General features: G+C 54.1%; 26 protein-coding genes. 12 read left to right on the top strand and 14 right to left on the bottom strand.

What is annotated here, in order from left to right; genetic code table 11:
* The first annotated feature begins 49 nt into the window (after nucleotides 1-49).
* Nucleotides 50-913 carry a carbon-nitrogen hydrolase family protein gene (locus BMZ14_RS01105; RefSeq protein ID WP_074793747.1) on the top strand — a complete coding sequence of 288 codons (864 nt, stop codon included), beginning with the start codon at nucleotides 50-52 and terminating at the stop codon, nucleotides 911-913.
* A 33-nt stretch (nucleotides 914-946) separates the two neighbouring features.
* A complete protein-coding gene (tldD, locus tag BMZ14_RS01100; protein WP_074793745.1) occupies nucleotides 947-2,407 on the top strand; it encodes a metalloprotease TldD in 1,461 nt (486 codons plus the stop codon).
* A 96-nt stretch (nucleotides 2,408-2,503) separates the two neighbouring features.
* Here the strand turns inward: tldD and BMZ14_RS01095 are convergent, their stop codons facing one another.
* From BMZ14_RS01095 to BMZ14_RS01080, 4 genes are all read right to left on the bottom strand, one after another.
* On the bottom strand, nucleotides 2,504-2,929 hold the full coding sequence (locus BMZ14_RS01095; protein ID WP_074795407.1) for an RDD family protein: 426 nt from the start codon (nucleotides 2,927-2,929) through the stop codon (nucleotides 2,504-2,506).
* Between the two features lie 92 nt (nucleotides 2,930-3,021).
* Nucleotides 3,022-3,405 (bottom strand): DUF3106 domain-containing protein, encoded by a 384-nt coding sequence (locus BMZ14_RS01090; protein WP_074793743.1) that lies wholly within the window; start codon nucleotides 3,403-3,405, stop codon nucleotides 3,022-3,024.
* On the bottom strand, nucleotides 3,387-3,755 hold the full coding sequence (locus BMZ14_RS01085) for a DUF3619 family protein (RefSeq protein WP_074793741.1): 369 nt from the start codon (nucleotides 3,753-3,755) through the stop codon (nucleotides 3,387-3,389). The genes BMZ14_RS01090 and BMZ14_RS01085 overlap by 19 nt, the downstream gene beginning before the upstream one ends.
* Nucleotides 3,752-4,333 (bottom strand): RNA polymerase sigma factor, encoded by a 582-nt coding sequence (locus BMZ14_RS01080; protein ID WP_074793739.1) that lies wholly within the window; start codon nucleotides 4,331-4,333, stop codon nucleotides 3,752-3,754. The genes BMZ14_RS01085 and BMZ14_RS01080 overlap by 4 nt, the downstream gene beginning before the upstream one ends.
* Before the next feature lie 557 nt (nucleotides 4,334-4,890).
* Between BMZ14_RS01080 and BMZ14_RS01075 the strand changes: the two genes are divergently transcribed.
* The 6 genes from BMZ14_RS01075 to BMZ14_RS01050 all read left to right on the top strand — a co-directional run bounded on the left by BMZ14_RS01075 (nucleotide 4,891) and on the right by BMZ14_RS01050 (nucleotide 8,875).
* Nucleotides 4,891-5,550 carry a thioredoxin domain-containing protein gene (locus BMZ14_RS01075; RefSeq protein ID WP_256208287.1) on the top strand — a complete coding sequence of 220 codons (660 nt, stop codon included), beginning with the start codon at nucleotides 4,891-4,893 and terminating at the stop codon, nucleotides 5,548-5,550.
* A gap of 16 nt (nucleotides 5,551-5,566) precedes the next feature.
* Nucleotides 5,567-6,211: an energy transducer TonB gene (locus tag BMZ14_RS01070; protein ID WP_074793737.1), complete on the top strand. Its 645-nt coding sequence runs from the start codon at nucleotides 5,567-5,569 to the stop codon at nucleotides 6,209-6,211.
* A 4-nt stretch (nucleotides 6,212-6,215) separates the two neighbouring features.
* The gene (locus tag BMZ14_RS01065; RefSeq protein ID WP_074793735.1) at nucleotides 6,216-6,980 is read left to right on the top strand and encodes a MotA/TolQ/ExbB proton channel family protein; all 765 of its coding nucleotides are present in this window, start codon (nucleotides 6,216-6,218) and stop codon (nucleotides 6,978-6,980) included.
* Nucleotides 6,980-7,399, top strand: coding sequence for an ExbD/TolR family protein (locus tag BMZ14_RS01060; protein WP_074793733.1), 420 nt, complete (start codon nucleotides 6,980-6,982; stop codon nucleotides 7,397-7,399). The genes BMZ14_RS01065 and BMZ14_RS01060 overlap by 1 nt, the downstream gene beginning before the upstream one ends.
* A 106-nt stretch (nucleotides 7,400-7,505) precedes the next feature.
* Nucleotides 7,506-8,024, top strand: a complete 519-nt coding sequence (locus BMZ14_RS01055) for a FecR domain-containing protein (protein WP_074793731.1) — start codon at nucleotides 7,506-7,508, stop codon at nucleotides 8,022-8,024.
* A gap of 149 nt (nucleotides 8,025-8,173) precedes the next feature.
* A complete protein-coding gene (locus BMZ14_RS01050) occupies nucleotides 8,174-8,875 on the top strand; it encodes a type 1 glutamine amidotransferase (RefSeq protein WP_074793729.1) in 702 nt (233 codons plus the stop codon).
* Between the two features lie 30 nt (nucleotides 8,876-8,905).
* Here the strand turns inward: BMZ14_RS01050 and BMZ14_RS01045 are convergent, their stop codons facing one another.
* From BMZ14_RS01045 to BMZ14_RS01025, 5 genes are all read right to left on the bottom strand, one after another.
* Nucleotides 8,906-9,391, bottom strand: a complete 486-nt coding sequence (locus BMZ14_RS01045; RefSeq protein WP_074793727.1) for a YajQ family cyclic di-GMP-binding protein — start codon at nucleotides 9,389-9,391, stop codon at nucleotides 8,906-8,908.
* Between the two features lie 54 nt (nucleotides 9,392-9,445).
* Nucleotides 9,446-10,687: an argininosuccinate synthase gene (locus BMZ14_RS01040; protein WP_074858887.1), complete on the bottom strand. Its 1,242-nt coding sequence runs from the start codon at nucleotides 10,685-10,687 to the stop codon at nucleotides 9,446-9,448.
* Nucleotides 10,688-10,851: 164 nt separating this feature from the next.
* The gene (argF, locus tag BMZ14_RS01035) at nucleotides 10,852-11,775 is read right to left on the bottom strand and encodes an ornithine carbamoyltransferase (RefSeq protein ID WP_074793725.1); all 924 of its coding nucleotides are present in this window, start codon (nucleotides 11,773-11,775) and stop codon (nucleotides 10,852-10,854) included.
* Nucleotides 11,776-11,862: 87 nt separating this feature from the next.
* Nucleotides 11,863-13,035 (bottom strand): aspartate aminotransferase family protein, encoded by a 1,173-nt coding sequence (locus BMZ14_RS01030; RefSeq protein ID WP_074795401.1) that lies wholly within the window; start codon nucleotides 13,033-13,035, stop codon nucleotides 11,863-11,865.
* Nucleotides 13,036-13,218: 183 nt separating this feature from the next.
* On the bottom strand, nucleotides 13,219-15,198 hold the full coding sequence (locus BMZ14_RS01025; RefSeq protein ID WP_074793723.1) for an aminotransferase class I/II-fold pyridoxal phosphate-dependent enzyme: 1,980 nt from the start codon (nucleotides 15,196-15,198) through the stop codon (nucleotides 13,219-13,221).
* Between the two features lie 164 nt (nucleotides 15,199-15,362).
* Here BMZ14_RS01025 and BMZ14_RS01020 point away from each other — a divergent pair, with 164 nt between their 5' ends.
* Together BMZ14_RS01020 and BMZ14_RS01015 are read left to right on the top strand one after the other, a co-directional pair.
* Entirely contained in the window at nucleotides 15,363-16,772 is a 1,410-nt protein-coding gene (locus BMZ14_RS01020; protein ID WP_074793721.1) for an NfeD family protein, read from the top strand.
* Between the two features lie 15 nt (nucleotides 16,773-16,787).
* Nucleotides 16,788-17,561, top strand: a complete 774-nt coding sequence (locus tag BMZ14_RS01015) for a slipin family protein (protein ID WP_074793719.1) — start codon at nucleotides 16,788-16,790, stop codon at nucleotides 17,559-17,561.
* Nucleotides 17,562-17,663: 102 nt separating this feature from the next.
* Here BMZ14_RS01015 and rpsT read toward each other — a convergent pair whose 3' ends face one another.
* Entirely contained in the window at nucleotides 17,664-17,927 is a 264-nt protein-coding gene (gene rpsT / locus BMZ14_RS01010) for a 30S ribosomal protein S20 (protein ID WP_074793717.1), read from the bottom strand.
* A 294-nt stretch (nucleotides 17,928-18,221) separates the two neighbouring features.
* On the opposite strand from rpsT, the gene murJ reads away from it, so the two are divergent.
* Entirely contained in the window at nucleotides 18,222-19,760 is a 1,539-nt protein-coding gene (gene murJ / locus BMZ14_RS01005) for a murein biosynthesis integral membrane protein MurJ (RefSeq protein WP_074793715.1), read from the top strand.
* A 232-nt stretch (nucleotides 19,761-19,992) separates the two neighbouring features.
* Complete coding sequence (locus BMZ14_RS01000; RefSeq protein WP_256208284.1) at nucleotides 19,993-20,976, top strand: MlaA family lipoprotein; 984 nt, start codon at nucleotides 19,993-19,995, stop codon at nucleotides 20,974-20,976.
* Nucleotides 20,977-21,126: 150 nt separating this feature from the next.
* Here the strand turns inward: BMZ14_RS01000 and htpX are convergent, their stop codons facing one another.
* From htpX to BMZ14_RS00980, 4 genes are all read right to left on the bottom strand, one after another.
* Complete coding sequence (gene htpX / locus BMZ14_RS00995; RefSeq protein ID WP_074793713.1) at nucleotides 21,127-22,005, bottom strand: protease HtpX; 879 nt, start codon at nucleotides 22,003-22,005, stop codon at nucleotides 21,127-21,129.
* A 173-nt stretch (nucleotides 22,006-22,178) separates the two neighbouring features.
* Nucleotides 22,179-22,685 carry a disulfide bond formation protein B gene (locus BMZ14_RS00990; protein ID WP_074793711.1) on the bottom strand — a complete coding sequence of 169 codons (507 nt, stop codon included), beginning with the start codon at nucleotides 22,683-22,685 and terminating at the stop codon, nucleotides 22,179-22,181.
* Complete coding sequence (locus BMZ14_RS00985) at nucleotides 22,678-23,880, bottom strand: THUMP domain-containing class I SAM-dependent RNA methyltransferase (protein WP_074793709.1); 1,203 nt, start codon at nucleotides 23,878-23,880, stop codon at nucleotides 22,678-22,680. The genes BMZ14_RS00990 and BMZ14_RS00985 overlap by 8 nt, the downstream gene beginning before the upstream one ends.
* A gap of 52 nt (nucleotides 23,881-23,932) precedes the next feature.
* The gene (locus BMZ14_RS00980; protein ID WP_074793707.1) at nucleotides 23,933-24,307 is read right to left on the bottom strand and encodes a DUF423 domain-containing protein; all 375 of its coding nucleotides are present in this window, start codon (nucleotides 24,305-24,307) and stop codon (nucleotides 23,933-23,935) included.
* Between the last annotated feature and the right edge of the window lie 99 nt (nucleotides 24,308-24,406).

Here is a 24,406-nt window from a genome sequence, read left to right as displayed (position 1 = left end):
GGCGCTTGACGCCTTATTGCCGCGTCAGCCGTGCCCAAATCATTAAAATATGTCCAATAGCTCAACAACATGTAGCCCGCCTGCACCCGGAGAAGCAAGGGAGGGTTCTTTTCGTGTCGCCGCCATTCAAATGTCGGCTGGCCCTAATGTAAATGGCAATCTGGAAGAAGCTACCCGTCTGCTTGCCATCGCTGCTTCGCAAGGGGCGAAGCTGGCCGCCCTGCCCGAGTATTTTTGCCTTATGGGCATGAAAGACGCGGATAGGGTAGCGGCTCGCGAGCGGATCAACAGCGGGCCCATACAGCAGTTCCTGAGCAGTATCGCCAAACGGCTGGGCATATGGCTGGTAGGAGGTTCTGTGCCTCTGGAGTCTTCCAGTCCGGACAAGGTCAGGAATAGCTGCCTCGTGTATGATGACAAAGGACAGCAGGTTGCACGCTACGATAAAATACATTTATTCGGCCTGGAGCTCGGGAACGAACGCTATGCCGAGGAAGAAACGATCGAAGCAGGTTGCGGCGTCGTAGCCCTGGACTCTCCGTTTGGCCGTATCGGTCTTTCCATTTGTTATGATTTGCGGTTTCCCGAGCTCTACCGTTCCATGGGACAAGTGGATATCATTTTCGCTCCCGCGGCTTTCACCGCAACTACGGGGAGAGCTCATTGGGAAACCCTCATTCGTGCCCGCGCCATAGAAAACCTCGCGTATGTGGTTGCGCCCGCTCAAGGGGGCTACCATATCAACGGGCGTGAAACCCATGGCGACAGCATGATTGTCGACCCATGGGGCGTCGTCCTTGATCGCCTTCCGCGGGGGTCAGGCGTCGTGATCGCGGATGTCAATCGCGAATATCAGGCCAGCTTGCGCAATAGTTTGCCCGCGCTGAATCACCGTACCTTGCATCATTGTTGAATCTATCGCCTTTTTTTCTGTCTACCGGACATCATGATTACAGAACCTCTCATCCAACCCGGCGATCTTTTCGCCACCGCCAACAGCTGCCTGCTCGCACCCCACGAGATAGATACAGCCGGACTGCAGAAGGTATTCGGTCAGATGCTCACACACCGCGTCGATTATGCTGATCTCTATTTTCAGTATAGCCGCGCTGAAGGCTGGGCTCTGGAAGAAGGCATCGTCAAATCTGGCAGCTTTAATATCGATCAGGGTGTAGGCGTCCGCGCGGTCAGCGGGGACAAGACGGCGTTTGCCTATTCGGACGACATCAGCATGCCCGCCCTTGCCTCGGCCGCTCAAGCTACCCGGGCCATTGCCAGTCACGGCGCAGGGCAATCGGTGCAAGCGGTCAGACGCAGTAAAGGGCGCGAACTTTATCTTCCCCAGGATCCTATCGCCAGCCTTAAAGATACTGACAAAGTGGCCTTGCTGGAAAAGCTCGAGGGTTATGCCCGCGCCCTGGACAAACGTGTTATCCAGGTGATGGCGTCTCTCGCCGGAGAATACGAAGTGGTGCTGGTAGCGCGCAGCGACGGTCTCGTCGCGGCGGATGTACGGCCTCTTGTGCGGCTCTCTGTGCAAGTCATCGCCGAGGAAAACGGCAATCGCGAGCAAGGGGTGGCCGGTGGCGGAGGACGCTTCGATTATGCTTATTTCACTGACGATGTGCTGCGCGATTATGCCGCGAAAGCGGTGCATCAGGCTATTGTCAATCTGGGCGCCAAACCGGCGCCAGCGGGGACGATGACGGTAGTGCTTGGCGCCGGTTGGCCGGGAATACTGTTGCATGAGGCCATCGGCCACGGCCTGGAGGGGGACTTCAACCGCAAGGGGAGTTCCGCATTTGCCGGGCGCATTGGGGAACGGGTGGCCGCAACGGGTGTGACCGTGGTGGACGACGGCACCATGGCACGGCGGCGCGGATCACTTAATATCGATGACGAAGGAAATCCTACGCAATGCACTGTGTTGATCGAAAACGGGATACTAAAAGGCTATCTGCAGGACAGCCTGAACGCACGGCTGATGAATGTGCCGGTCACGGGTAACGCGCGCCGCGAATCGTTTGCGCATATCCCTATGCCGCGCATGACCAACACCTATATGCTGAACGGCGATAAAAGCCCCGATGAGATCATTGCTTCCGTGAAGCATGGTTTATATGCGGTGAATTTTGGCGGAGGCCAGGTAGATATCACCAGCGGGAAATTCGTGTTCTCCGCTGCGGAAGCATATATGATCGAAAACGGGAAAATCGCTTATCCGGTAAAAGGCGCGACCCTGATTGGCAATGGCCCGGATGTGCTTACCCGAGTTTCGATGATAGGCAACGATATGTCGCTCGATCCGGGCGTTGGCACCTGTGGTAAAGAAGGTCAAAGCGTACCGGTCGGGGTGGGCCAGCCAACGCTACGCATAGATGGATTAACGGTAGGAGGAACTGGCTGATTGGAAGTTCGTCCTGCGATCGCAAAACCGCGGACAAGTGCGTACACCGGACCGCCGAACCGCCGCTTCACCTCCAGCCAGTACAAAAACCCGATTCTACTTCGCCTCATTCCCGATTCTAACGATCCTGGTACCCGCCAGCCGGTCATGCAGGAATAGGCCGTCACGGTCGAACAACGCCCACAGTATTCCACAGCCAAAGAAAAAAAAGCCGATTACTGCGAATAAGTAACGCGCCAGCGCCTGTTTCAGGAAGAGTTGTCCTCCATCCGCCCTGATCACCCTGAGTTTCCAGGTTTGCATGGGCAGTGTTTGCCCGCCGTGTGTCCAAAACCAGGTGAAATAAATACCTGCGACCACCAGGAGATAAAGCTGAAACGCAGGCCGGAAAAAAAGAGAACCAGTGTCCCGGAATACCAGATGAAACACAAAGCTGGCGATAAACAGAACCGCAACCAGAATCAGGAATTCATAAATCATGCTCAGCAGCCGCCGCCACAACCCCGGTGCGAAGGCTTTCATCATTTGTAAGGGCTCATTCAGGAGCGCTTTCGTCTTTTTTATAATGCCCTGCTGATAGAAACGGCAAAAAAACAGGAAGGCCGGGAGGCGCCTTATTGTTCTCTCCGACCCCCGGAATTTTGCTCATATTCACGCCACTTCCGTTTTATTTCATGACGCTTGTCCGGCGGCATTTTTTTTATCGTCTTATACTTCTCTCGCACCAATTCGCGCTGCTCGGGGGTGAGCGAGTACCAATCACGCATCCGCAACTGGGTGCGGTGTTGCTCGGAAGGCGTCATTCCGGGGTAGCGTTCGGCGATTCCCAGCCATTTCTTCTTTTTAACCGGGTCCATATTGTCCCACTCTTGCGCAAGCGGAGCCAGGACTTCCCGCTGCTGAGGCTTCAACTTCTCCCATGAAGGCTGGCTGGATTCAGCTAAAGTGGATAGTGACAGGCATAAGCAAAACGCCGCTACTAGTGCGGATCTAGCCATGCATCAAACTCGTCGTCGAGATAAGCATCTATTGGCAGGTCATCGACGAGCAGCATGATGTCAATTTCCTCATTTTCGTCGCCTTGCTGAAGAGCCTGCCAATAGACGACACTCGCCAGGGCAAATACCAGCGCTATGGCCGATAGCAGTTTTCTGGTTCCGGAATGCAAATCGGAACCGGTCCGCGCGGAAGCGCCCTGGCCAGCATCAACCATTGCCTCGACTACATGGTAATTCTCAAGGGAGGCTCTACGCGCAGATTCAAGGCGGTTCAGGGTGCCTTGCTTGATATGATCCAGACGGTCATCCAGCAAATGCGCTACCTTCCTCCCTACGTCAGATTCTCTCATAGCTCAATTCCATCTTTTTTCAATATCCTGCCAAGAGTATGGGCCGCCCGCGAACAGTGAGTCTTCACGCTTCCTTCCGAACACTCCATAATCTTTGCTGTTTCCGAAACATCCATCCCTTCCCAGTAACGCAGGAGAAAAGCTTCCCGTTGACGCGGCGGAAGGGTTTCAATAGCCTTCTCGATCGTATCCATCAATTGCGATTGTTCTAATTGTATACGCGGGTCTGCAAAATTAGACGACGCACCCGGCTGCAAAGTTTCCAGTGTTTCCAGTGGATCGTAGTCTTCATTTTCCGTTTCCCGATTGCGGGGAATGAATGATGAAAACAAAGTGGTCCATAAGGAGCGTGTTTTCTGCCGCCTGTAAAAATCCCGTATGGTATTTTGCAGAATACGTTGAAACAGGAGGGGCAATTCTTCTAACGGCTTGCCTGCGTACTTCTGCACGAGCTTGGCCATTGAATCCTGAACAATATCCAGCGCAAGATGTTCATCTCGTACGGCGAACAAAGCCTGCTTGTAGGCGCGCCGTTCAGTCTCAGCCAAAAACCTGGAAAATTCTTGTTTAGTAGCCAGGATAATTTGCCTATGGGAAGATGAAAAACAGGAGACAGACTCGCACCCGCGGCAATATTAGCAAATTTTTCCCCATTTACCCGAACAGTTTGCGGGAAAAAGGCAAAGCCATATGCCACTCGCTACTCACATGAATGACGCTCGAATTTTGCGGAATGAAAAACTCGTACTATTGAGCCGGCGGCCAACTCCAGATGCGGCGAGTTCAGCGGCTAAACTATCGGGAAGATGACTCGGTGTAGCGGCGATTTTTCGTCTGCTTTTGCGGGATTGATTTGCACGGCAAGCAAAACCATGCTTATCAGCTCTGCAGCCCAACTCGAACGCGAACCAATTGCGGGAGCCTCAGTCGTATCATTCAATCTCCACGCTGCGACAATTTGTCGCATTGTTACAACGGCTTTTCCCGCCTATCATGCTGTTATGATTCGGCAGGGAAATCAGGCAGGGGCCAGGAACTCGGCGTAGGTGAAAATATTACTATACGTAGATTTGCGGGTTAGTGTTAAAATTTTAATGTGGATTGCGACTGATTCTTAATTAGATTTACATTATTAATGTTCAATATTCTGAAATCCCCATTCTCTTTATTCCGAAACAATCGGGCAACGCTGCCCCTGGTCTTTCGCTCGCGTACCCGGGAGACCGCGCCTGAAACGCAGCAGCCTCCCAGGATTACTGGCTGGCGCACAGATACCGCTGCGTGCTCTCCATCCAGTGGAGGACGTTCCCGGTTGCGCTGTCTGGCTCTCGTGTTGATGCTGAGTTTTGCGAACGGGGCCAGCGCGGCCGAGAGTGTCCGTCCTTTTACTGTGGGAAGTCTTGATCAGATTCTCGCACCTCGTGCGGGCAAACCTTTCATTCTCGTTTTGTGGTCGCTCGAATGTCAGTATTGCCCAACCGAACTTAAGATGCTGAGTGAACTCAAACGCAGCCATTCGAAGCTGGACGTCGTACTGATCGCCACTGACACCGTAACTGATACGCCACAGGTCGGCGCCCGGGCGAAAAGCTACGGGATGGGGAAGGTCGAGCAATGGGTCTTTGCGGAGGACATGCCGGAGCGCTTGCGTCTTGAAATTGATCGTCGCTGGTATGGCGAAGTGCCGCGAACCTATTTTTATGATCGAAAGCACCAGCGCGAAGTCAAGACCGGCTTGATCAACAAGAAGTTCGTCGAAGACTGGTTAGCTCGCAATGCAGCAACTGACTCGTAACATTGGGCACAATGCAATGAAGCATAATCCCGCTTTCTTGCCCAGCCTGATGTTTGTCCTTGCAATCCACGGGGCGCTGCTTTACTACTTGTTCAAACAGGAGATAATTCCTCCGCCAGAACAACTGGTGACGCTTATGGTCGATTTTATTCCTTCGTCGCGGCCAAAGGAAGAATCCAAGCCTGAGCCGCCGCCTCCTGAACCCAAACCCCAACCCGTGAAGAAACCGAAAGCACGCCAATTGGTGGCGGAAACGCCGATACTGTCCGAGAGCGAACCGGTTGCACCTCCTCCCCCAGTAGAGCCGGAACCAGAGCCGATAGTGGAAGCACCGCCTGCGCCTCCTGCCCCGCAAATGCCGGCAGGGCCTGTCACGTTATCCGCTGAGCTATCTGTTGGATGTCCACAACTGAACGCGCCTGCCTATCCTCCGCTTTCGCGTCGGCTTGGCGAGGAGGGAAAGCTGGTATTACGGGTAGAGCTGGATGAAAAAGGTAACGTCCATGTGGCACAGGTCGTGGACAGCAGCGGTTTCAAGCGGCTAGATGAAGCGGCCATGGCGGCAGTGAAAACCTGGCGCTGCAATCCGCCCATGCGCAATGGCCAGCCCGTTCGGGCCATTGCTTTGCAACCTTTCAATTTTGTACTCCAAGGAGATTGATTCGATGGAAAAAGGCCTCGGCTTTTCAAATTTTCTCACGCAGCTCGATGGCGTGGGCATCAGCGTGCTTGTACTGCTGCTTGCGCTTTCTGTGGCGAGCTGGTACCTGATACTCACCAAGAGCATTTCGAATTTTCTGGCAGGCAAGCGCGCTGATGCTTTTCTCAAGCGTTTCTGGAGCGCCAGTTCGTTGCAGGAAGTGAACTCGACGCTGAAGGACGGGTCAGACGATAATGCGTTTGCGCAACTTGCTCGGCAGGCGATGGATGCCGCGGTGGATTCCGAAAAGCATGGCTTGCAGAAGCTCGCCGCAGCGGGAGGTGCCAGCGAATTCATTACACGGGTATTACGGAATGGACTCGACCAGGAAGCCACCCGGGTCGAAAATGGCCTTACCGTGATAGCCTCGGCGGGCTCGGCGGCGCCGTATATTGGCTTGTTCGGCACGGTATGGGGCATCTACCACGCGCTGGTGCAGATCGGGCTATCCGGCCAGGGCACGCTGGATAAAGTTGCGGGTCCGGTCGGAGAAGCATTGATAATGACGGCACTGGGACTTGCTGTTGCGATTCCCGCGGTTTTGGCCTATAACACGTTTGTACGGCGTAATCGCATATGGCTTGCCCGTCTGGATTCTTTTGCGCATGACCTTTTTGTATTGATTGCTGTCGGCACGAAAACCAATAGCTCCGCAGGGGATGAACGGTCGCTGCGGGTCGTTGCCCCTATCATTTCGCCCGCGGTTGCTCCTACCGAACGGAGGTCGTAATGGCATTTGGCAGCATGGACCGTGGCAATCGCCAGTTGCCGATGACTGAAATCAATGTAGTGCCGCTGGTCGATGTAATGCTCGTATTGTTGGTTATCTTCATCATTACCGCACCGCTGCTGACACATTCGGTTAAAGTCGATCTGCCGAAAGCATCAAGCAGCCCGAATATTACGCAACCGGACCATATCGAATTCGCGCTTCGCGAAGATGCCAGCCTTTACTGGAATGGGGAACCGGTCACCATCGACCAATTGGCGCCACGGTTTGCCGGGGCGACAGAACAAAATCCCAATATCGAGCTCCATATTCGCGCCGACGCGCACGTTGATTACGAACATGTGGCAAAGGTGATGTCTATTGCAGCAAAAGCCGGATTGGTACGAATCGGATTTGTTACCGATCCTTCACAACAGTAAAACCAAGTTGCAAAGCTATGCGCTGGTACGCGATGTCAACCGCCCATAATTCCAATATGGACATACGTTGTCGCAGATGCTTTGCAGCCTCGATAGTCGGAACCCCATGCGCTTAGCCGCCCGCACTCGCTGGCGGAGTTTCCTGCTGCACGGTTCCATTGCCGCCACAGCACTCGGCCTGGGTTTAGTGTCGTGGTACATCGCCAAGCCGGTGGCAACCCGTATCCACCAAACCGTCCCGGGAGAACGGCTCGCCGTTAACGCCACGCCTTACATCGACATCAGTCTGGATGCCGACAGCAGTGTCACTGTCAGCAATGCGGAACCTCCCCAGATCGAGTTGCTCCGCGGCAACGTTTATTTCGATGCGAAGGGCAACGGCGCCGGAAAGTTACAGTTAAAAGTGGGCACAACATACATAAGGGATATCGGAACACGTTTCAGCGTCCGTAAATTTGCGAATGGAGGCACAATTGCCGTTTCCAGTGGCGAGGTAGAGGTCCAGGTAGAAACGGGAAAGTTCCTGATTGGGGCGCACGAGCGAGCGGATTTTGATGGTATACGTGTTACCGGTCAGCGAATCATCGCTGATGCGGACGTGGCGCCCTGGCACTCCGCCCGATAAATATCTTGTTTCCCTGTCCGCTCCTTCACGGATCTCTTTGCGCAACTACCGGTGCAACGTCGCCGCGCAACAATTTACTCCTGTCCCTGGTCCGGCGCTGGCGCCAGCGCTACCAGCACTCTACCGCTAGCTGAAAACCAGCGCACTTTATGAAACCCGTTGCAATCTTCAGGCACTTTCCTGCCGAGGGCCCTGGCTACCTGGCCACATTCCTTGATTCTCATGCTATCCCTTGGCAACTGGTCAAGGTCGACGCAAACGAGACGCTGCCCGCTAGTGCGGACCAGTTCAGTGGCCTGGTATTCATGGGTGGACCAATGAGCGTGAACGACAACTTGCCGTGGATAGCGCCGGCACTCGCCTTGATCCGGCAAGCGGTACCGAACAATATACCCGTATTGGGCCACTGTCTCGGTGCGCAATTGATGTCAATCGCGCTGGGTGGAACCGTAAGCAGAAGCCCGGTCAAGGAAATCGGATGGGGTGAAGTGTGCGTCGCGGATAATAGGGAGGGACGCCGTTGGTTTGGAGAATGGTCGAAGTTTGAGGCGTTCCACTGGCACGGCGAAGTTTTTACCATCCCGAAAGGCGCAACCCTTTTGCTTTCAAGCTCCTGTTGCGAGAATCAGGCGTTCACGATGGATAAGCACCTCGGATTGCAATGTCACGTGGAAATGACTGAAGAAATGGTAAGGGACTGGTGCACATCGGGCGCCGCGGAAATAGCCGCCAGTCCCGAACCATCGGTAGAATCAGTGGAAGCCATCCAGGTGGACCTGGCTCAACGCGTGCCGCGATTGAACCAGGTGGCGAGCCGCTTATATGAGAAGTGGATTTCAGGCCTGTTGTGACAAAATCTCCGCGACGAAAAATCCTGTGCGTTATTCGCGGAAATTCTGGAATTGAAGGGGAAATTCAATAATGGATTTCTTGATCAGTTGTATCGCCTCCTGCAAGGTATCCCGCTTCGCGCCTGAAACTCGCACTGCCTCTCCCTGGATACTACCCTGCACCTTAAGCTTGCTGTCCTTGATAAGCCTGATGATTTTTTTTGCCAGTTCGCTTTCCACTCCTGTTTTAACCGTGACTTGCTGCTTGACCTTATTGCCGCTGATCTTTTCCGCCTCTCCTTTGTCCAGGCAGCGCACGTCGACATTGCGCTTGGCGAGCTTGGCCATCAGAATGTCGAGCGCTTGGCCCAGTTTGAATTCATCATCGGCAAAAACGGTGAGGGTGTAATCAGCCTGTTCCACGCGTGCATCCGATCCCTTGAAGTCGAATCGGGTACTTACCTCCTTATTCGTCTGGTCAATCGCGTTTCTGACTTCCTGCTTATCAACCTCGGAAACAATATCGAACGATGGCATGAGCAAATCTCCTTTTATCGACTGCCGAAGATCATGGAATCGGAGGGCCGGAAATTACCGGCTGTTTTCCAGATTTGCGGCAATACGCATCCGTAGCGCGTTCAGTTTGATGAATCCAGCCGCATCTGCCTGATTGTATGCACCCTGATCATCCTCAAAGGTGGCGATATGAGGATCGAACAGCGAATCTGTCCTGGAATCCCTTCCAACCACGATCACATTTCCCTTGTAAAGCTTCACCCGTACCCAGCCGTTTACATGAGCCTGGGATGCATCAATCATGGTTTGCATCATTTTACGCTCGGGACTCCACCAATAACCATTATAGATAAGCTCTGCGTAGCGCGGCATCAGTTCATCCTTCAAATGCGCCACTTCCCGGTCGAGGGTGATGGATTCGATGGCACGGCGGGCGCGCAGCATGATGGTCCCGCCAGGTGTCTCGTAACACCCGCGGGATTTCATCCCGACGTAGCGGTTCTCGACCAGGTCCAGCCGTCCAATGCCGTGCTTACCGCCCAATTGATTTAGCCTCGCAAGCACGGTGGCGGGCGAGAGGTCCTCGCCGTTGAGTGCCACGATGTCGCCCTGCCTGAATTCCAGGTCCAGGTATTCCGCCTCGTCCGAGGCGCGTTCAGGTGACACACTCCAGCGCCACATGGATTCCTCCGGTTCCTGCGCGGGATCTTCCAGCATACGGCCTTCATAAGAAATATGCAGCAGATTGGCATCCATGCTGTACGGGGAGCCACCTTTCTTCTTCATCTCTACAGGGATGCCATGCTGCTCCGCATAGTTCAACAGCTTTTCCCGGGATGTAAGGTCCCATTCGCGCCAAGGTGCGATCACCCGGATATTGGGCTCAAGTGCGTAATAGCCGAGCTCAAAGCGCACCTGGTCATTGCCCTTTCCCGTCGCGCCATGAGACACGGCGCTGGCCCCGGTTTCATGCGCGATTTCAATCTGACGCTTGGCGATCAACGGCCGGGCGATACTGGTGCCGAGCAGGTACTCACCTTCATAAACAGCATTGGCTCGGAACATGGGAAATACGAAGTCGCGTACGAATTCTTCACGCAGATCCTCGATGTAAATTTCCTTTACCCCGAGCTGCCGGGCCTTTGCGCGTGCAGGTTCCACCTCTTCGCCCTGTCCTATATCCGCGGTAAAGGTGACAACTTCGCACTGATAAGTATCTTGCAGCCATTTTAAAATCACGGAAGTATCCAGGCCACCGGAGAACGCCAGAACAACCTTGTTAATTTCAGGCACATCAGCCTTGCTTATTTTTTTCATGCTTGACTCGCTGTTAAAGCTTCAAACGCAACACACAGAAGCGGTTTTTAAAATCAGGATTTTTTCGAGATCCGCGCATGCGGTCTCCGCACAGTCTGCTAACTTGGATCGACTGCCCGCTTCGCGTAGCAGCAGTAGTGGAACAGCTGTTTGAAATGGAGATGTCAAACTTCCTTCAATCTTCCCAACAACAAATATTCAATCAGCGCCTTCTGGGTGTGTAACCGGTTCTCGGCTTCTTCCCACACGATGGACTGGGGACCCTCGATGACCTCAGCCGCCACTTCTTCACCACGGTGAGCAGGCAGGCAGTGCATGAACAGCGTATCTTTCCTGGTGCATGCCATCATTTCCGCGTCTACGCGAAAGTCCGCAAAATCTTTCTTTCGCTCCTCGGTTTCCGCTTCGAACCCCATGCTGGTCCAGACATCGGTGGTAACCAGATCGGCATCTTTCACTGCGTCATGCGGATTCGAAAACTCCTCGTAGTGGTCCGTTCCATAAAGCCCGGCCCGTTCCGGCTCCACTTCGTAGCCAGGTGGAGTCGAGACATGCACATTGAAGCCGAACACCTCCGCTGCCTGAAGCCAAGTGTTGCAGACGTTATTGGAATCCCCGATCCACGCGATCGTTTTGCCGGCGATACTTCCCCGCTGCTCAATAAAAGTATAAATATCGCCCATGATCTGACACGGGTGATATTCGTCTGTCAATCCGTTGATCACGGGCACACGCGAATTTGCTGCGAAACGCCGGATAATATCGTGTCCATTGGTACGGATCATGACGATATCCACCATGCGCGAAATAACACGCGCCGCATCTTCTACGGGCTCGCCCCGGCCTAGCTGAGTATCCCGCGTGGAAAGATAGATCGCCGCACCGCCCAATTGATGCATGCCCGCCTCGAACGAGAGGCGTGTGCGAGTCGAATGTTTGTCGAAAATCATCGCAAGCGTCCTGTCCTGCAAGGGCCAATAGCGCCTGTATTGCTTGAACTCCTGCTTGATCCAGCGCGTACGCTCGAACAGATACTCGAATTCCTCCCGGGAAAAATCGTTGAACTGTAAAAAGTGCTTGATTTGCATAATATTTGAAACCACACATGGAACTCGAATAGCGAAAGCATGTACCGGCAGGTATCACGATCCACTTTTCGGGAATTTGCAACCTCGTCAGGTCGCCAGAAAGTCCTTCACTATGCCGGATAAAATCGATACCACCTGCTCCGCTTCGCTCCGCTGGATTACCAGCGGCGGTAGCAGACGCACCACCTTGTCCGAAGTCACGTTGACCAGAAGTCCTTTTTTCAATGCTGTTTTTACAAGCTCGCCGCATGGCCTGGAAAGTTCGATACCAATCATCAAACCCTGACCGCGAATTTGCACCAGGTCCGGCAGGCCTGCCAACTCCGCTTTGAACATGCTCCGCATGAAGTCGCCCTGCTCCATTGCATTTCTCAGCAAATCCTGATCTTCGATCACTTTGAGCGTGGTAAGCGCAGCCGTACAGGCCAATGGGTTGCCTCCAAAAGTGGAGGCGTGATTGCCGGGCTTGAATACTTTCGCCGCCGTACCTTTTGCAAGGCAGGCGCCGATAGCGACTCCAGAACCCAAGCCTTTGGCCAGGGTAATCACATCCGGAGTAATGCAGCTGTGTTGAAAGGCAAACCAGTTGCCGCTGCGGCCGATTCCACACTGTACCTCATCCAGCATCAGCAGCCAGCCGTTTTGATCGCAGATATGGCGCAAGCCCTGCAGATAATTCGCCTGCGGAACATTGACGCCCCCTTCGCCCTGATAGGGTTCAACCAATATGGCTACCACACTCTTGTTGTGCACGCCCACTTGCGCCACGGCTTCAAGATCGTTATACGGAACCCGTGCAAAGCCGGTTAGCAGCGGTTCGAAACCCGCCTGAACCTTGCGGTTGCCACTCGCTGTCAAGGTTGCCATGGTTCGTCCGTGAAAGGATTTTTCCATGACAATAATGGTGGGCAGATCTATATTTTTGCCATGTCCATATAATCTTGCCAACTTGATCGCGGCTTCATTCGCTTCGGCGCCCGAGTTGCAGAAAAATGCGTTGTCCATTCCCGACAGCAAGGCCAGTCTGCTGGCGAGCTGTTCCTGCTTCCCTATATGATAAAGATTGGAAGTATGGATAAGCGTACCAGCCTGCTGGCAAATCGCCTTCACGAGCTCTGGATGACAATGTCCCAGCCCGCATACGGCAACCCCGGCAAGCGCATCGAGATAACGCTTGCCCTCTTCGTCCCACAGCCAGACGCCTTCCCCCCTTACGAAGGTAACGGGTAGCGGTAGATAAGTGTTCATCAAATTGGGCATATAGGTATCCGTCTTACTATGATCCGCATGTGGCGGCGTCACCTTCGTATCCGAAGGGGATTTGTTCAGAGATTCCATAGGCAGGGTGCGTGCATTCGCCAGCGTGGAAAGCGGCACGGCGGCATAAGCCGCCGTGCGCCATGATGAATAGTTTGTCGTACTCGTGCAACTCGTTATGGTTACCTATTTAACCAGCTTTTTCAAGCCTTTTTCCTCAGCGGCGGTAAGTAGCCTCAAACAGGGCAGATAGCCGTCGTAAACAATCCCATGCACTTCCACGCGTTTTTGAGAACGCAGCATGCTAACGAGATATTGCACGACCTCGTGCGTAATCGTTTGCCCTGGCACCAGCACGGGAATGCCCGGCGGATAGGGGGTAATCTGATCCGCGCACACCCTGCCTTTCAGTTCGTCATTTATTCGTTCCTGCTCATCCAGCAACGGCACCCGTTCTCCCCCGGAGTAAAACGCGTCCCGCGGCAGATATTTCAGATCGGTAAAACCTGGAATCTCCGGAATCTGGTAGAGCCGCCGTGGCGCGCGGCCTTCGCGCGCGATGCGCATCAATGCATCATAAAGACGCGAAACCTTGCTACGCGTGGTGCCTATGGTAAGGAGCAGAGTGAGGGTATTGAATGTAGACTTCTCCACCTGGATATTATATCGCTCGAACAATTCCCGGATTAAGTCCTCCACAGTAAAACCGCACCGGGAAATATCTACCGTAACTTTGGTGGTATCGAGCAGTATATTGTCATGCTTCACCTCATCAGGCAATAGATCAGCGAGTTCCAGCACGCGGAAGACACCTGTGGAATTAATCTGGGCACGCACTTCCTTAGCCAGTTCCAGCGTACGCGACAGCAGTTTGTAACCCTCCAGCGTCGCTTGTTTGCGCGCAACATCCAGGCTCGCGATCATGCTGTACTGCGGGCTGGTGGAAGTGTGCATGTTGAAATTTTCACGAAACAGATGCTCGTTAAACTCGGGATCATTGATGTGGATCATGCTGGACTGCGAGAAGGCCGACAGCACTTTGTGCGTGCTCTGGGTGGCGTAGTCTGCGCCCGACTCCAATGCGGTCGGACGAAAAGCGGGGTGAAAACGGGCGAACCCGTACCAGGCTTCGTCGATGATAACTTTGATGCCCTTGGCATGCGCCGCCTCGATAATGGGACGCAAGTCGTAGCGCAGGCCATCATAAGTGCAACTGGTGAGTATAAGCGCCTGCGCATCGGAATGTTCTTCGATGGCGCCGAGCAGCGTCTGCTTCGGCACCGGTCCGTAAACACCGAATTTCTTGTTCACAGATGAGTTGAGATAGACCGGATGAGCGCCAGATAATACGACGCCGTGATGCACGGATTTGTGGCAGTTGCGATCCAGCAACAGCTTTTCGCCGGGTGCGAGCAGTGTCTGGAATATCACCTTGTTGGCGGTGGAGGTGCCGTTAGTGGCGAAGAACGTGCGCCGCGCGCCAAATGCCTTTGCTGCAATCTTTTGCGCTTCCGCGATAACGCCGGTCGGTTCCATCAGCGAGTCGAGCATCGGCACCGACACTGACAAGTCGGCGCGGAAAATATGCTCGCCGATAAATTGATAAAAATCGCTGGCCCACGGGCTGTCACGCAGCGAATCGCCGGAAGAGTGCCCTGGCGTATGCCACGCATCCTTTGCCATCAATACATAATTTTTGAGCTGATCATAAAAAGGTGTGCGCGCTTTTTCCTGAAGCTGGGCGTTGAGGATGCGATACATGCCCCGATAATCGCGCTCTTCCCGATAGAAATAGCCGTCAACCGTTTCCGAAAAGAGCGCATCCACCACCTCATCCTCCTGTTCCTGCGCGATCAAGATATAGATATCGAGTTCAGGACGAAAACGGGTGATCTCCTGCACCAGCTTCAACGCCGTCATTTGCAGGTTGCGTGAACCCTTCTCACCATTTTTCAACGTATAGAGCGTATCGTCCACCAATACCGACTGAATGTCGCCGTCATCTTCAATCGCCTGCAGTGCCTCGCGCGCGGTCGTAACGCCGGAAAAGGTGATGCCCAGCGGGTTTTCGAGGGATTTGGCCGCGGCATTCAAGCCCTTGATAAGTTCCTTCAGTATCAGTTTCTCGTCATTGATAACGAGAATCCGGCTTATTGGTCGCTTCATGAATGCCCAGTCTTGATAGAAAAATCTCTTTTATGCGCTAAAACGGGGTTGATTGCAAGCTTGGAGGCGCCGGGACTATTAGCGCCCGATGAATCAAGTCGATAAATCGTGGATCGCGTTCCCCGCCGAACGCGGGCGAGGTTGAAACGGTCTATAGTAAAACAATGAAAATGCTCATCCCGACCTTTCATGGCGTAGCGGCCTTGTTGCTTCTGTTGCCGGTTCTGGTTCTGGCTGCGCCGGTGTTGGTACTGAAAGTTGACGGTCCTATTGCTCCCGCCAATGCCGACTTCACCCAGCGCGGTATCGAGCGTGCCGCCGAGGAGCGTGCATCTCTTGTTGTATTGCAACTGGATACGCCAGGTGGCCTCGACACCTCGATGCGGCAGATCATACGCGGCATTCTGGCTTCGCCCGTGCCGGTCGCGGTTTTTATCGCGCCGAGCGGTGCTCGTGCGGCCAGTGCCGGAACCTACATCCTGTATGCCGGCCACATCGCGGCGATGGCCCCGGGCACCAATCTGGGTGCGGCCACACCGGTACAGATCGGCGGTATGCCGGAGTCGGAGCCTGAGTGGAAGCCTGAAACCGGGCCGAAGTCATCACGGGATTCACCTGCACCGCAGCCGGACGAGAACCACGATCAGGACGTATTAAAAGGCGAGAAGGCGCCGAAAAAAGATGCGATGTCGCGCAAAATGATAAACGACGCCGCTGCATACATCCGCTCGCTTGCACAGATGCGTGGACGCAATGCGGAATGGGCGGAACGCGCTGTGCATGAAGCGGTAAGTCTATCCGCAACAGAAGCGCTGAATCTCAAAGTCATCGATTATATCGCTGCTGACGTACCGGATCTTTTAAAGCAGGCGAATGGCAGGCAAGTTAACGTACTTGGCCAGAACCTTACCCTCGATACGGTTTCAGCTGAGGTAGAGATCATCGAGCCCGATTGGCGCACACAGCTCCTGGCTGTCATCACCGACCCGAGCGTGGCGTATATCCTGATGCTTATCGGCATTTACGGATTGTTTTTCGAATTTTCCAATCCCGGCTTCGTGTTGCCCGGCGTAGCAGGCGCCATCTGCCTGCTCGTCGCCCTGTACGCATTTCAATTGCTGCCGGTGAGTTACGCCGGCCTCGCCCTGATCCTGCTCGGCATCTCGTTCATGGTGGCGGAAGCCTTTTTACCGAGCTTCGGCGCACTTGGCATCGGCGGCATGATTGCTTTTGTCTTCGGCTCCCTGATGCTGATTGACAGCGATATGCCCGGCTACGGCATTCCCTGGCCCTTGATCGCCGGAATATCGATGGCGAGCGCCTTATTTCTGATTTCGGTCGTCGGCATGGCGCTGAAATCGCGGCACAAGCCCATCGTCAGCGGCCGTGAAGAGATGGTCGGGTCGATGGGGGAAATGCTGGAGATGCCGGAGGCCAGGCCGGGCGAAGGCATGGCACGTATTCATGGCGAACTGTGGTGCGTACGTTGTGCGCAGCCTCTCACTCCAGGACAGAAAGTGCGTGTGACAGGAATGGACGGTCTGGTTTTAGAGGTGACGCCGGCAGAGAAATAACCAAAGGAGACTATCATGCTCGCCAATTTGGGTTTTGTTACTTTCATCATGATCCTGATTATCCTGCTGTTCTCGGTATTCCGCATATTGCGCGAATATGAGCGCGGCGTGGTGTTCCTGCTGGGCCGCTTTCAAAAGGTAAAAGGTCCGGGCCTCATCGTGATAATTCCCGGCATTCAGAAGATGGTGCGGGTCGACCTGCGCACCGTGGTGATGGATGTACCCAGCCAGGACGTCATTTCCCGTGACAACGTCTCGGTGAAAGTCAACGCCGTCGTATATTTTCGCGTGGTTGATCCGCAGAAAGCCATCATCCAGGTTGAGAACTTCCTTGCCGCCACCAGTCAATTTGCACAGACCACTTTGCGCTCGGTACTCGGGAAGCATGAGCTTGATGAAATGCTGGCGGAACGAGAAAAACTCAACATGGATATCCAGAAAGCGCTGGATATTCAGACCGATGCCTGGGGCATAAAGGTTGCCAACGTCGAGATCAAGCATGTGGATATTGATGAATCCATGATAAGGGCGATTGCGCGGCAAGCCGAGGCAGAACGCGAGCGGCGTGCAAAGGTGATTCATGCTGAAGGCGAATTGCAGGCATCAGACAAATTGATGCAGGCGGCGCAAATTCTTTCCCAGCAGGCAGGGGCAATGCAACTGCGCTATCTACAGACGCTCACGACCATTTCCGGTGACAAATCCAACACGATCCTTTTTCCGATACCTATGGATCTGGTGGCCGCGCTAACGGATACGCTGAAGAATCGCAATCCGGAGGTTCGCTAGTGCCACTGAAGCGCGGAACGCGGTCCTGCTATCAAAAGGTGATGCATCCATAAAAAAAGCCCAGGAAGGCCGGGCTTTTTTTATCAGGATAAACGGTGCTGATCAGGCCATCGCCTTGATCGCGGCTGACAGGCGGCTTTTATGGCGGGCCGCTTTATTCTTGTGGATGATTCCCTTGTCGGCAATACAATCTATCGTGCCGATGGATGCCTGGAACGCCGCTTGTGCCACGGCCTTGTCGGCAGATTCGATACCTTTTCTCACATGCTTGATTGCCGTCCTCAATTCCGAGCGCAGACTCGTATTGCGGTCGCGTTGACTGACGTTTTGCCTCGCACGTTTTCTGGCTTGTGCACTATTGGCCATGAAAATTCCTTAAATTAACTGTTGCGCAAATTTTTTGAATGATACGTATATTTCTGCGATATTGCAAGGATAACGGACCATCGGCATCCTGATTACCTGGAAAACCGCTGCTCGGCCTCAAAGGTCGTCGCTTATCCTCGCGCTCAGGCAGGTCGCCACCACTCTCCTCTCCTTATCATCATTCCCATTTTCAAACATGATCCACGGCAAATTATTCGAGTCCCTGGTGGCCCTGGCCAGATTTTCATCTGCTAATACGGACCCGCAGAACTATTCAGGTTAACATACTCATCCATGAATCTGCTTAAAGCCCTCGCTACTGTCAGCGGAATGACGCTGATATCCCGTATTCTGGGATTCGTGAGGGATGTGCTCATCGCTCGCATTTTTGGCGCCGGTATCGCAACCGACGCTTTTTTTGTGGCCTTCCGCATTCCCAACCTGCTGCGCCGTCTATTTGCCGAAGGGGCGTTTTCGCAGGCATTCGTACCCATCCTCGCGGAATATAAAAACCGCCGCACAGCCGAAGAAACCCGCGAGCTCATCAATCATGTTGCCACGCTGCTTTCCATCGTTTTATTTTCGGTCACGCTGATCGGCGTCATTGCTGCGCCGCTGGTTATCTACGTGAGCGCGCCCGGATTTGCCGCCAGCCCGCAAAAATTCGCGCTGACAATCGAACTGCTGCGCATCACGTTTCCCTACATCCTATTCATTTCGCTTGTATCGCTCGCTGGAGGCATACTCAATACCTACGGGAGATTTTCAGTGCCTGCGCTGACTCCAGCATTGCTGAATCTGTCATTCATCGGCTGTTCGCTATGGCTGGCGCCCTTGATGGACCCGCCGGTACTGGCGCTTGCATGGGCGGTATTTATTGGCGGTTTACTCCAGTTGGCCTTCCAGGCGCCGTTTCTCATGCGTCTGAAATTAATGCCGCGCCCGCGCCTCAGATCCCCCGATACCGGCGCGTGGCGCGTCATCAGGCAAATGGGGCCCGCGGTGTTTGGTGTGTCGATCGGACAGATCAGCTTGTTGATCAACACAATTTTCGCGTCTTTTCTCATCACCGGCAGCGTGTCATGGCTCTACTACGCCGACCGGTTGATGGAATTTCCCGCTGGCCTCTTAGGCGTGGCGCTTGGGACAATATTGCTGCCGTCGCTGTCCCGCCATTATGCTGATAACAGCACCGAAGAATATTCCCGCCTGCTGGACTGGGGCTTGCGCCTGACCATGCTGCTGACGCTGCCGGCGGCGCTGGCATTGGCGCTGCTTGCCACACCGCTCATCACCACCCTCTTTTACCATGGCGAATTTTCGGTGAACGACGTGTGGATGACCCGTAATGCGCTGGTTGCTTATAGCTTGGGATTGCTGGGGCTGATTCTAGTAAAAGTGCTGGCCCCCGGATTTTATGCGCGGCAAAATATTCGCACGCCGGTAAAAATTGCCGTCATCACGCTCGTCGCCACGCAATTAATGAATCTCGCTTTCATTATACCGCTGCGCCATGCCGGACTTGCACTAGCCATAGGCCTCGGCGCCTGCCTCAACGCCGGGCTCCTTTACTACAAATTACGCAGCCATCAAATTTACCAGCCCCAGCCTGGATGGCTGGTTTTCATGGCAAAAATATTGCTGGCACTGGCAGCGATGGGTAGCGCGCTGTGGTTTGGCTCGGGCACCGATGCATCATGGCTCGCAGACTCCGCTTTCCAACGCGGGACACGGCTGGCGGGGATTGTGGCAATCGGGGCAACCACCTACTTTGGCATGCTGTGGGTGCTCGGCTTCCGTCTGAAAAATTTCTCGCGGCGCGGCGAATTATAAGGAGAACGAATGGCCGCGAGCCGGGCATATCCTGAGGACGCAGCAGCAATGGTTATAAGAGTGCAAGAAGTGAAAGGAAGTACAAGAGAACTATTTTTCCTGTCCTAAAAACTTGCGCACCCAATCGGTATTAGCCATATAATGGCGGCAATTTATTCACGTCATTCAACAGCGCACACCCTCGCAAGCGGTGGCGTACACGATCAACTGCAAAACCATTTATCTCTCGACTATGGCTCGCTTCGTCAAACCTTCTACCTTATCGCTGTTACTGCTGGGGTTTCTTCTTGACGGCTGCGCCACAGCCAACAAGAACACCACAACGGACGCTAATACCGCTGCCGCGACCAACGCAAGCGCAAACACGAACGCCTCGGCCGACAAGACCATCATGGAAAGCGCCGCGAACACGGCAGGACCAGTCGCCTCGACTGGTCCGAGCGCTCCAGTTGATTCGGTTTCCTCGGCTGATATTGATCGCGCAAGCGATAATGATCGAAAAGAAGTACAGGAATCATTTAACGGTCCCGTGTTCAAGAACGCAGCTCCGCCGGCTACCTATCCGGCCTATAGTAAAGAAGATCCGTGGGAGCCAATGAACCGCGCGGTATTCTCTTTCAACGAGTCGGTTGACGATTATGTGTTCCGGCCCATAGCGGAGGGTTACAAGTGGATAATGCCCGACCCCCTCCAGGTCGCAGTGGGAAATGTATTTTCCAACTTGAATGACATCCCCATTACGATCAACAACCTCCTCCAGTTCAAGTTCAATAATGCGTTGACGAGCAGCACGCGGTTACTGCTCAACAGCACCTTCGGCCTGGCAGGCATTGTTGATCTGGCCAGCGATGTTGGTTTTGAAAAGCACGATGAGGATTTTGGACAAACTTTAGGGTATCACGGTGTTGCAAGCGGTCCTTACGTTGTATTGCCCTTTCTCGGCCCCAGCTCGACTCGGGACGCGGGCGGACGTGTGCTGGACATGGCGACTGACCCTGTTTTTGTAGGCAGCTTCTTCGTAGCTCCTTTCATAGGCCCCGTAGTTGGCGGAAGCAGAGCTGCCGATGCGCGGGCCGGTTTGCTCAAATCCGAAAAAACGCTGGATGAAGCCGCGCTGGACAAGTATGAGTTTATGCGCGATGCTTACCTTCAACGGCGGCGCAACCTGGTGCATGACGGCAATCCGCCCAAGATTGAAGAGGATGAAGATATCTAGGGATTCGAAGTCATGGGATTGATAGCCCGTCCTTCGATCAACCCGGCCAGGTTCGCAACATTTATAAACGCCGTGAAAAATCAGCAGGATTAAAAAAGGCGGGAGCACGTAGTGCTTCCCGCCTTTTTTAAATGTTTAAGATTCAGTCAGTCAAGCCATTTCACGCAAAGCCGCGATACGAACCTCAAGGGGCGGGTGCGACATGAAGAGACCCCTGAGGCCGCCGTTTCCGCCGGAAATTCCAAACGCTGCCAGCCGCTCCGGCAACTGTGATGGTTCATGCCGTTGTTTAAGGCGCTCAAGCGCGGCTATCATCTTGTTGCGGCCAGCCAGTTGCGCTCCGCCCGCATCGGCGCGGAACTCGCGCTGGCGGCTGAACCACATGACTATCATGCTGGCGAGTATTCCCAATACCATCTGCGCCACGAGGGTCGTAATCAGAAAAGCCGGACCGTGGTCCCGCTCCGTCTTGAATACCACGCGGTCCACAAAATGCCCGATTACTCGCGACAAGAAAATCACGAATGTGTTGACCACGCCCTGAATCAGCGCGAGTGTCACCATATCGCCGTTGGCGACGTGGCTTATTTCATGCGCCAGCACACCCTCGATTTCATCCTTGTGCATGTTCTGCAGCAGGCCTGTGCTCACCGCCACCAGTGCTGCATTACGGTTCATGCCGGTTGCAAAGGCATTGATGTCGGGCGCGTCATAAATCGCCACTTCCGGCATGCCGATACCGACGCGCTCTGCCTGGCGCCGGACGGTATCCACTAACCAGCGTTCGGTTGGATCGGAAGGATGCTCGATCACTACGGCGCCGGTCATGCGTTTCGCGCTCCATTTGGACATGGCAAGCGAAATCAATGAGCCGCCAAAGCCAATCACAGCCGACATGACTAGCAGCGAATTGAAATCTATGCCACCTTCCGCGTCAAGCATGCGGTCCACGCCCAGTATTCGCAGCGTAATGCTCAGCACCAGCAAGATTGCCAGGTTGGTGACTACAAATAGAAAAATCCGTTTCATAGATTGAATTCCGTTTCTCGTGTCAAAGGTAGATCATAAGTAGGGGCAGTAAGTTCAGTTTTCAAGGCCTCGAACCTCATCCGTTCAAAAGTTCAGTTTCGCCATTTGAAGCCACAAATTCTGGAGGAATATTAAAGAGGCCTGCCTGAATTTCGGTAACAACCGCGACTTGATCAGCGCCGATTGCGCACGGCAAGCAACGCATGAATCGCCAGGCCGCCAAAGAGCATGAAAAAAATTGCTGACCAATCCGGCAAGGTAAGCGACGCGAACTGCCATGTCACATCGGCGCAATCTCCGTTTGCCTCGAACATGCCGGGCCACCACTGAGCGAGCGGCAGGGCATTCAAAAATTCTTCTTCCGGACTGACGCCGCATTCAAATGCCTCCGGATAGCGCACCAGCCACGCGTGGCGCAAGGCGACCACGGCCCCGGCGACGGCAAAGCACGCCAACAGGCCGCTGTAGATCCGGCGCCCTATTACCCCGGGTGAATGGATAAACGCCAATAGCGCAGTTAAACCAACCGACCAGTACGCAATGCGTTGCACAACACACAGCGGACAGGGCAAGAGATTTTTTACCAACTGTAGATAAAGGGCGTAGCTGACCAGGCTCGCGCAGCCTATAAATATCAATAAAAAAATCGTTCTTGCTTCTGGCTTCGTATGGCTAACCATGACTGCTTTTGACAACATGATCCGGTGGGACCTCATCGCTGGCTTTCTTGGCCTTGCGCATTCCACCGGCAACCATTTTATATTCCAGTAAGCGGCATTCCAGCGCACCGTTGAACAAGGGGATACGTCGTGAGGGCGTTAAACGCAACAATTTTGGCAGAAGCGGGTCCGCGGTAACGATATAAGCAGTCCATCCGCTGAATTTTTTCTTCAGCACATCTCCAAGTTTAGGATAAAACTCTGCAAGCTCGTGCTGCTCGCCTACTCTTACGCCATAAGGGGGATTGGTTACAAGGAAGCCGGAAGAAGCAGGGGCAGATGTTTCGAGAAAGTTGGCCTGCTTGAGCGCAACCACTTCCGAGAAGCCCGCGGCAACCAGATTTGAGCGAGCAAGCGCTACAATGTCCCCATATAGGTCGCTGCCGAATATCGGCTGCGCTGTCTTCGGCTTTTGGCGGGATAATGCTGCGTCCTTAAGGCGATCCCATTGCGCCTTCTTGAATTGCTTCAGCTTTTCAAAGGCGAAAGCGCGTCCTGATCCTGGCGCAATATCCAACGCAATTTGTGCCGCTTCCAGCAGAAAGGTGCCGCTACCGCACATCGGGTCGAGCAGCGGGATGCCTGGTTGCCACCCTGTCAGCGACAAGATCCCGGCTGCCAGGTTTTCCCTTATTGGAGCCTCGCCGGCGTTCTTCCGGAGGCCGCGCTTGAATAGTGCATCGCCTGACGTATCTACGTACAAAGAAAACTTCCGGGCGTTCAGGAAGCCGTGGATGCGGATATCCGGTTGCGCCGTATCCACGCTGGGGCGACGGCCGGCAGTTACGCGGAACTTGTCGCATACGGCATCCTTGATCTTGAGTGTGGCAAAGTCAAGACTGCGCAATGGACATTTGATGGCGGCCAGCTTGACGCGAATGGTAAGCGCTGGGGAAAACCATTCGCCCCACGGCAACGCGCGCGCCGCCTCGTACACATCGGTTTCGGTGGAATAAGGCTCCTCTGCAACCCGCCAAAGGATGCGACTGGCAATACGGCTTTCGAGATTGGCGCGGTAACAGATGTCCCAGTCACCCTGGAATTGCACTCCCCCGTCGCGCCCGCTCACCAAGGATGCGCCAAGCTGTTCCAGTTCGTTAACGAGTACGGACTCCAGCCCGCGCGGACAGGGAGCAAAAAAATAGCGTAGCGTCACGAGGATATTGCGATATTGGTATTACAAAAAATAGCTGGCTGATTGTCCAGGCTTATTTTCCAGTCCAAACGCCGTAGGCAAGCAAAGCCCAGCCGCTCAGGAATGCGACGCCGCCCAGTGGCGTTATCGCGCCCAGTCCACGTATTCCTGTCAGGCTCAGTGCATAAAGACTGACGGAAAACAAGGCAATGCCTGCGAGCATCAACCAACCCGACAATGCCACCGGTTTGGATGCGGGAAAATGCAACAACACGAGACCAACCGCGATAAGGCCCAGTGCGTGATAAAAATGATATTGCACCCCGGTCTGATACACCGCAAGCATATCGGCGGTGAGCCTCTGTTTTAAACCGTGGGCGCCGAAAGCGCCAAAAGCGACACATAACAACGCGTTGATAGCGCCAAGCGTGATAAAAATTCTAGACATTGGAAATACTTCCTGATGAGAGAGCTAATAAAACTCGGTGACAGCACGGATATCAGGCAGCTGGTATGCGAGAAGCTGATACAAACGATATGGTGGATT

The organism is Nitrosospira briensis (assembly GCF_900115125.1).
Taxonomy (GTDB): domain Bacteria; phylum Pseudomonadota; class Gammaproteobacteria; order Burkholderiales; family Nitrosomonadaceae; genus Nitrosospira; species Nitrosospira briensis_A.
The sequence above is the reverse complement of the archived record's forward strand: the minus strand, read 5'-3'. Positions and strand labels throughout refer to the sequence as shown.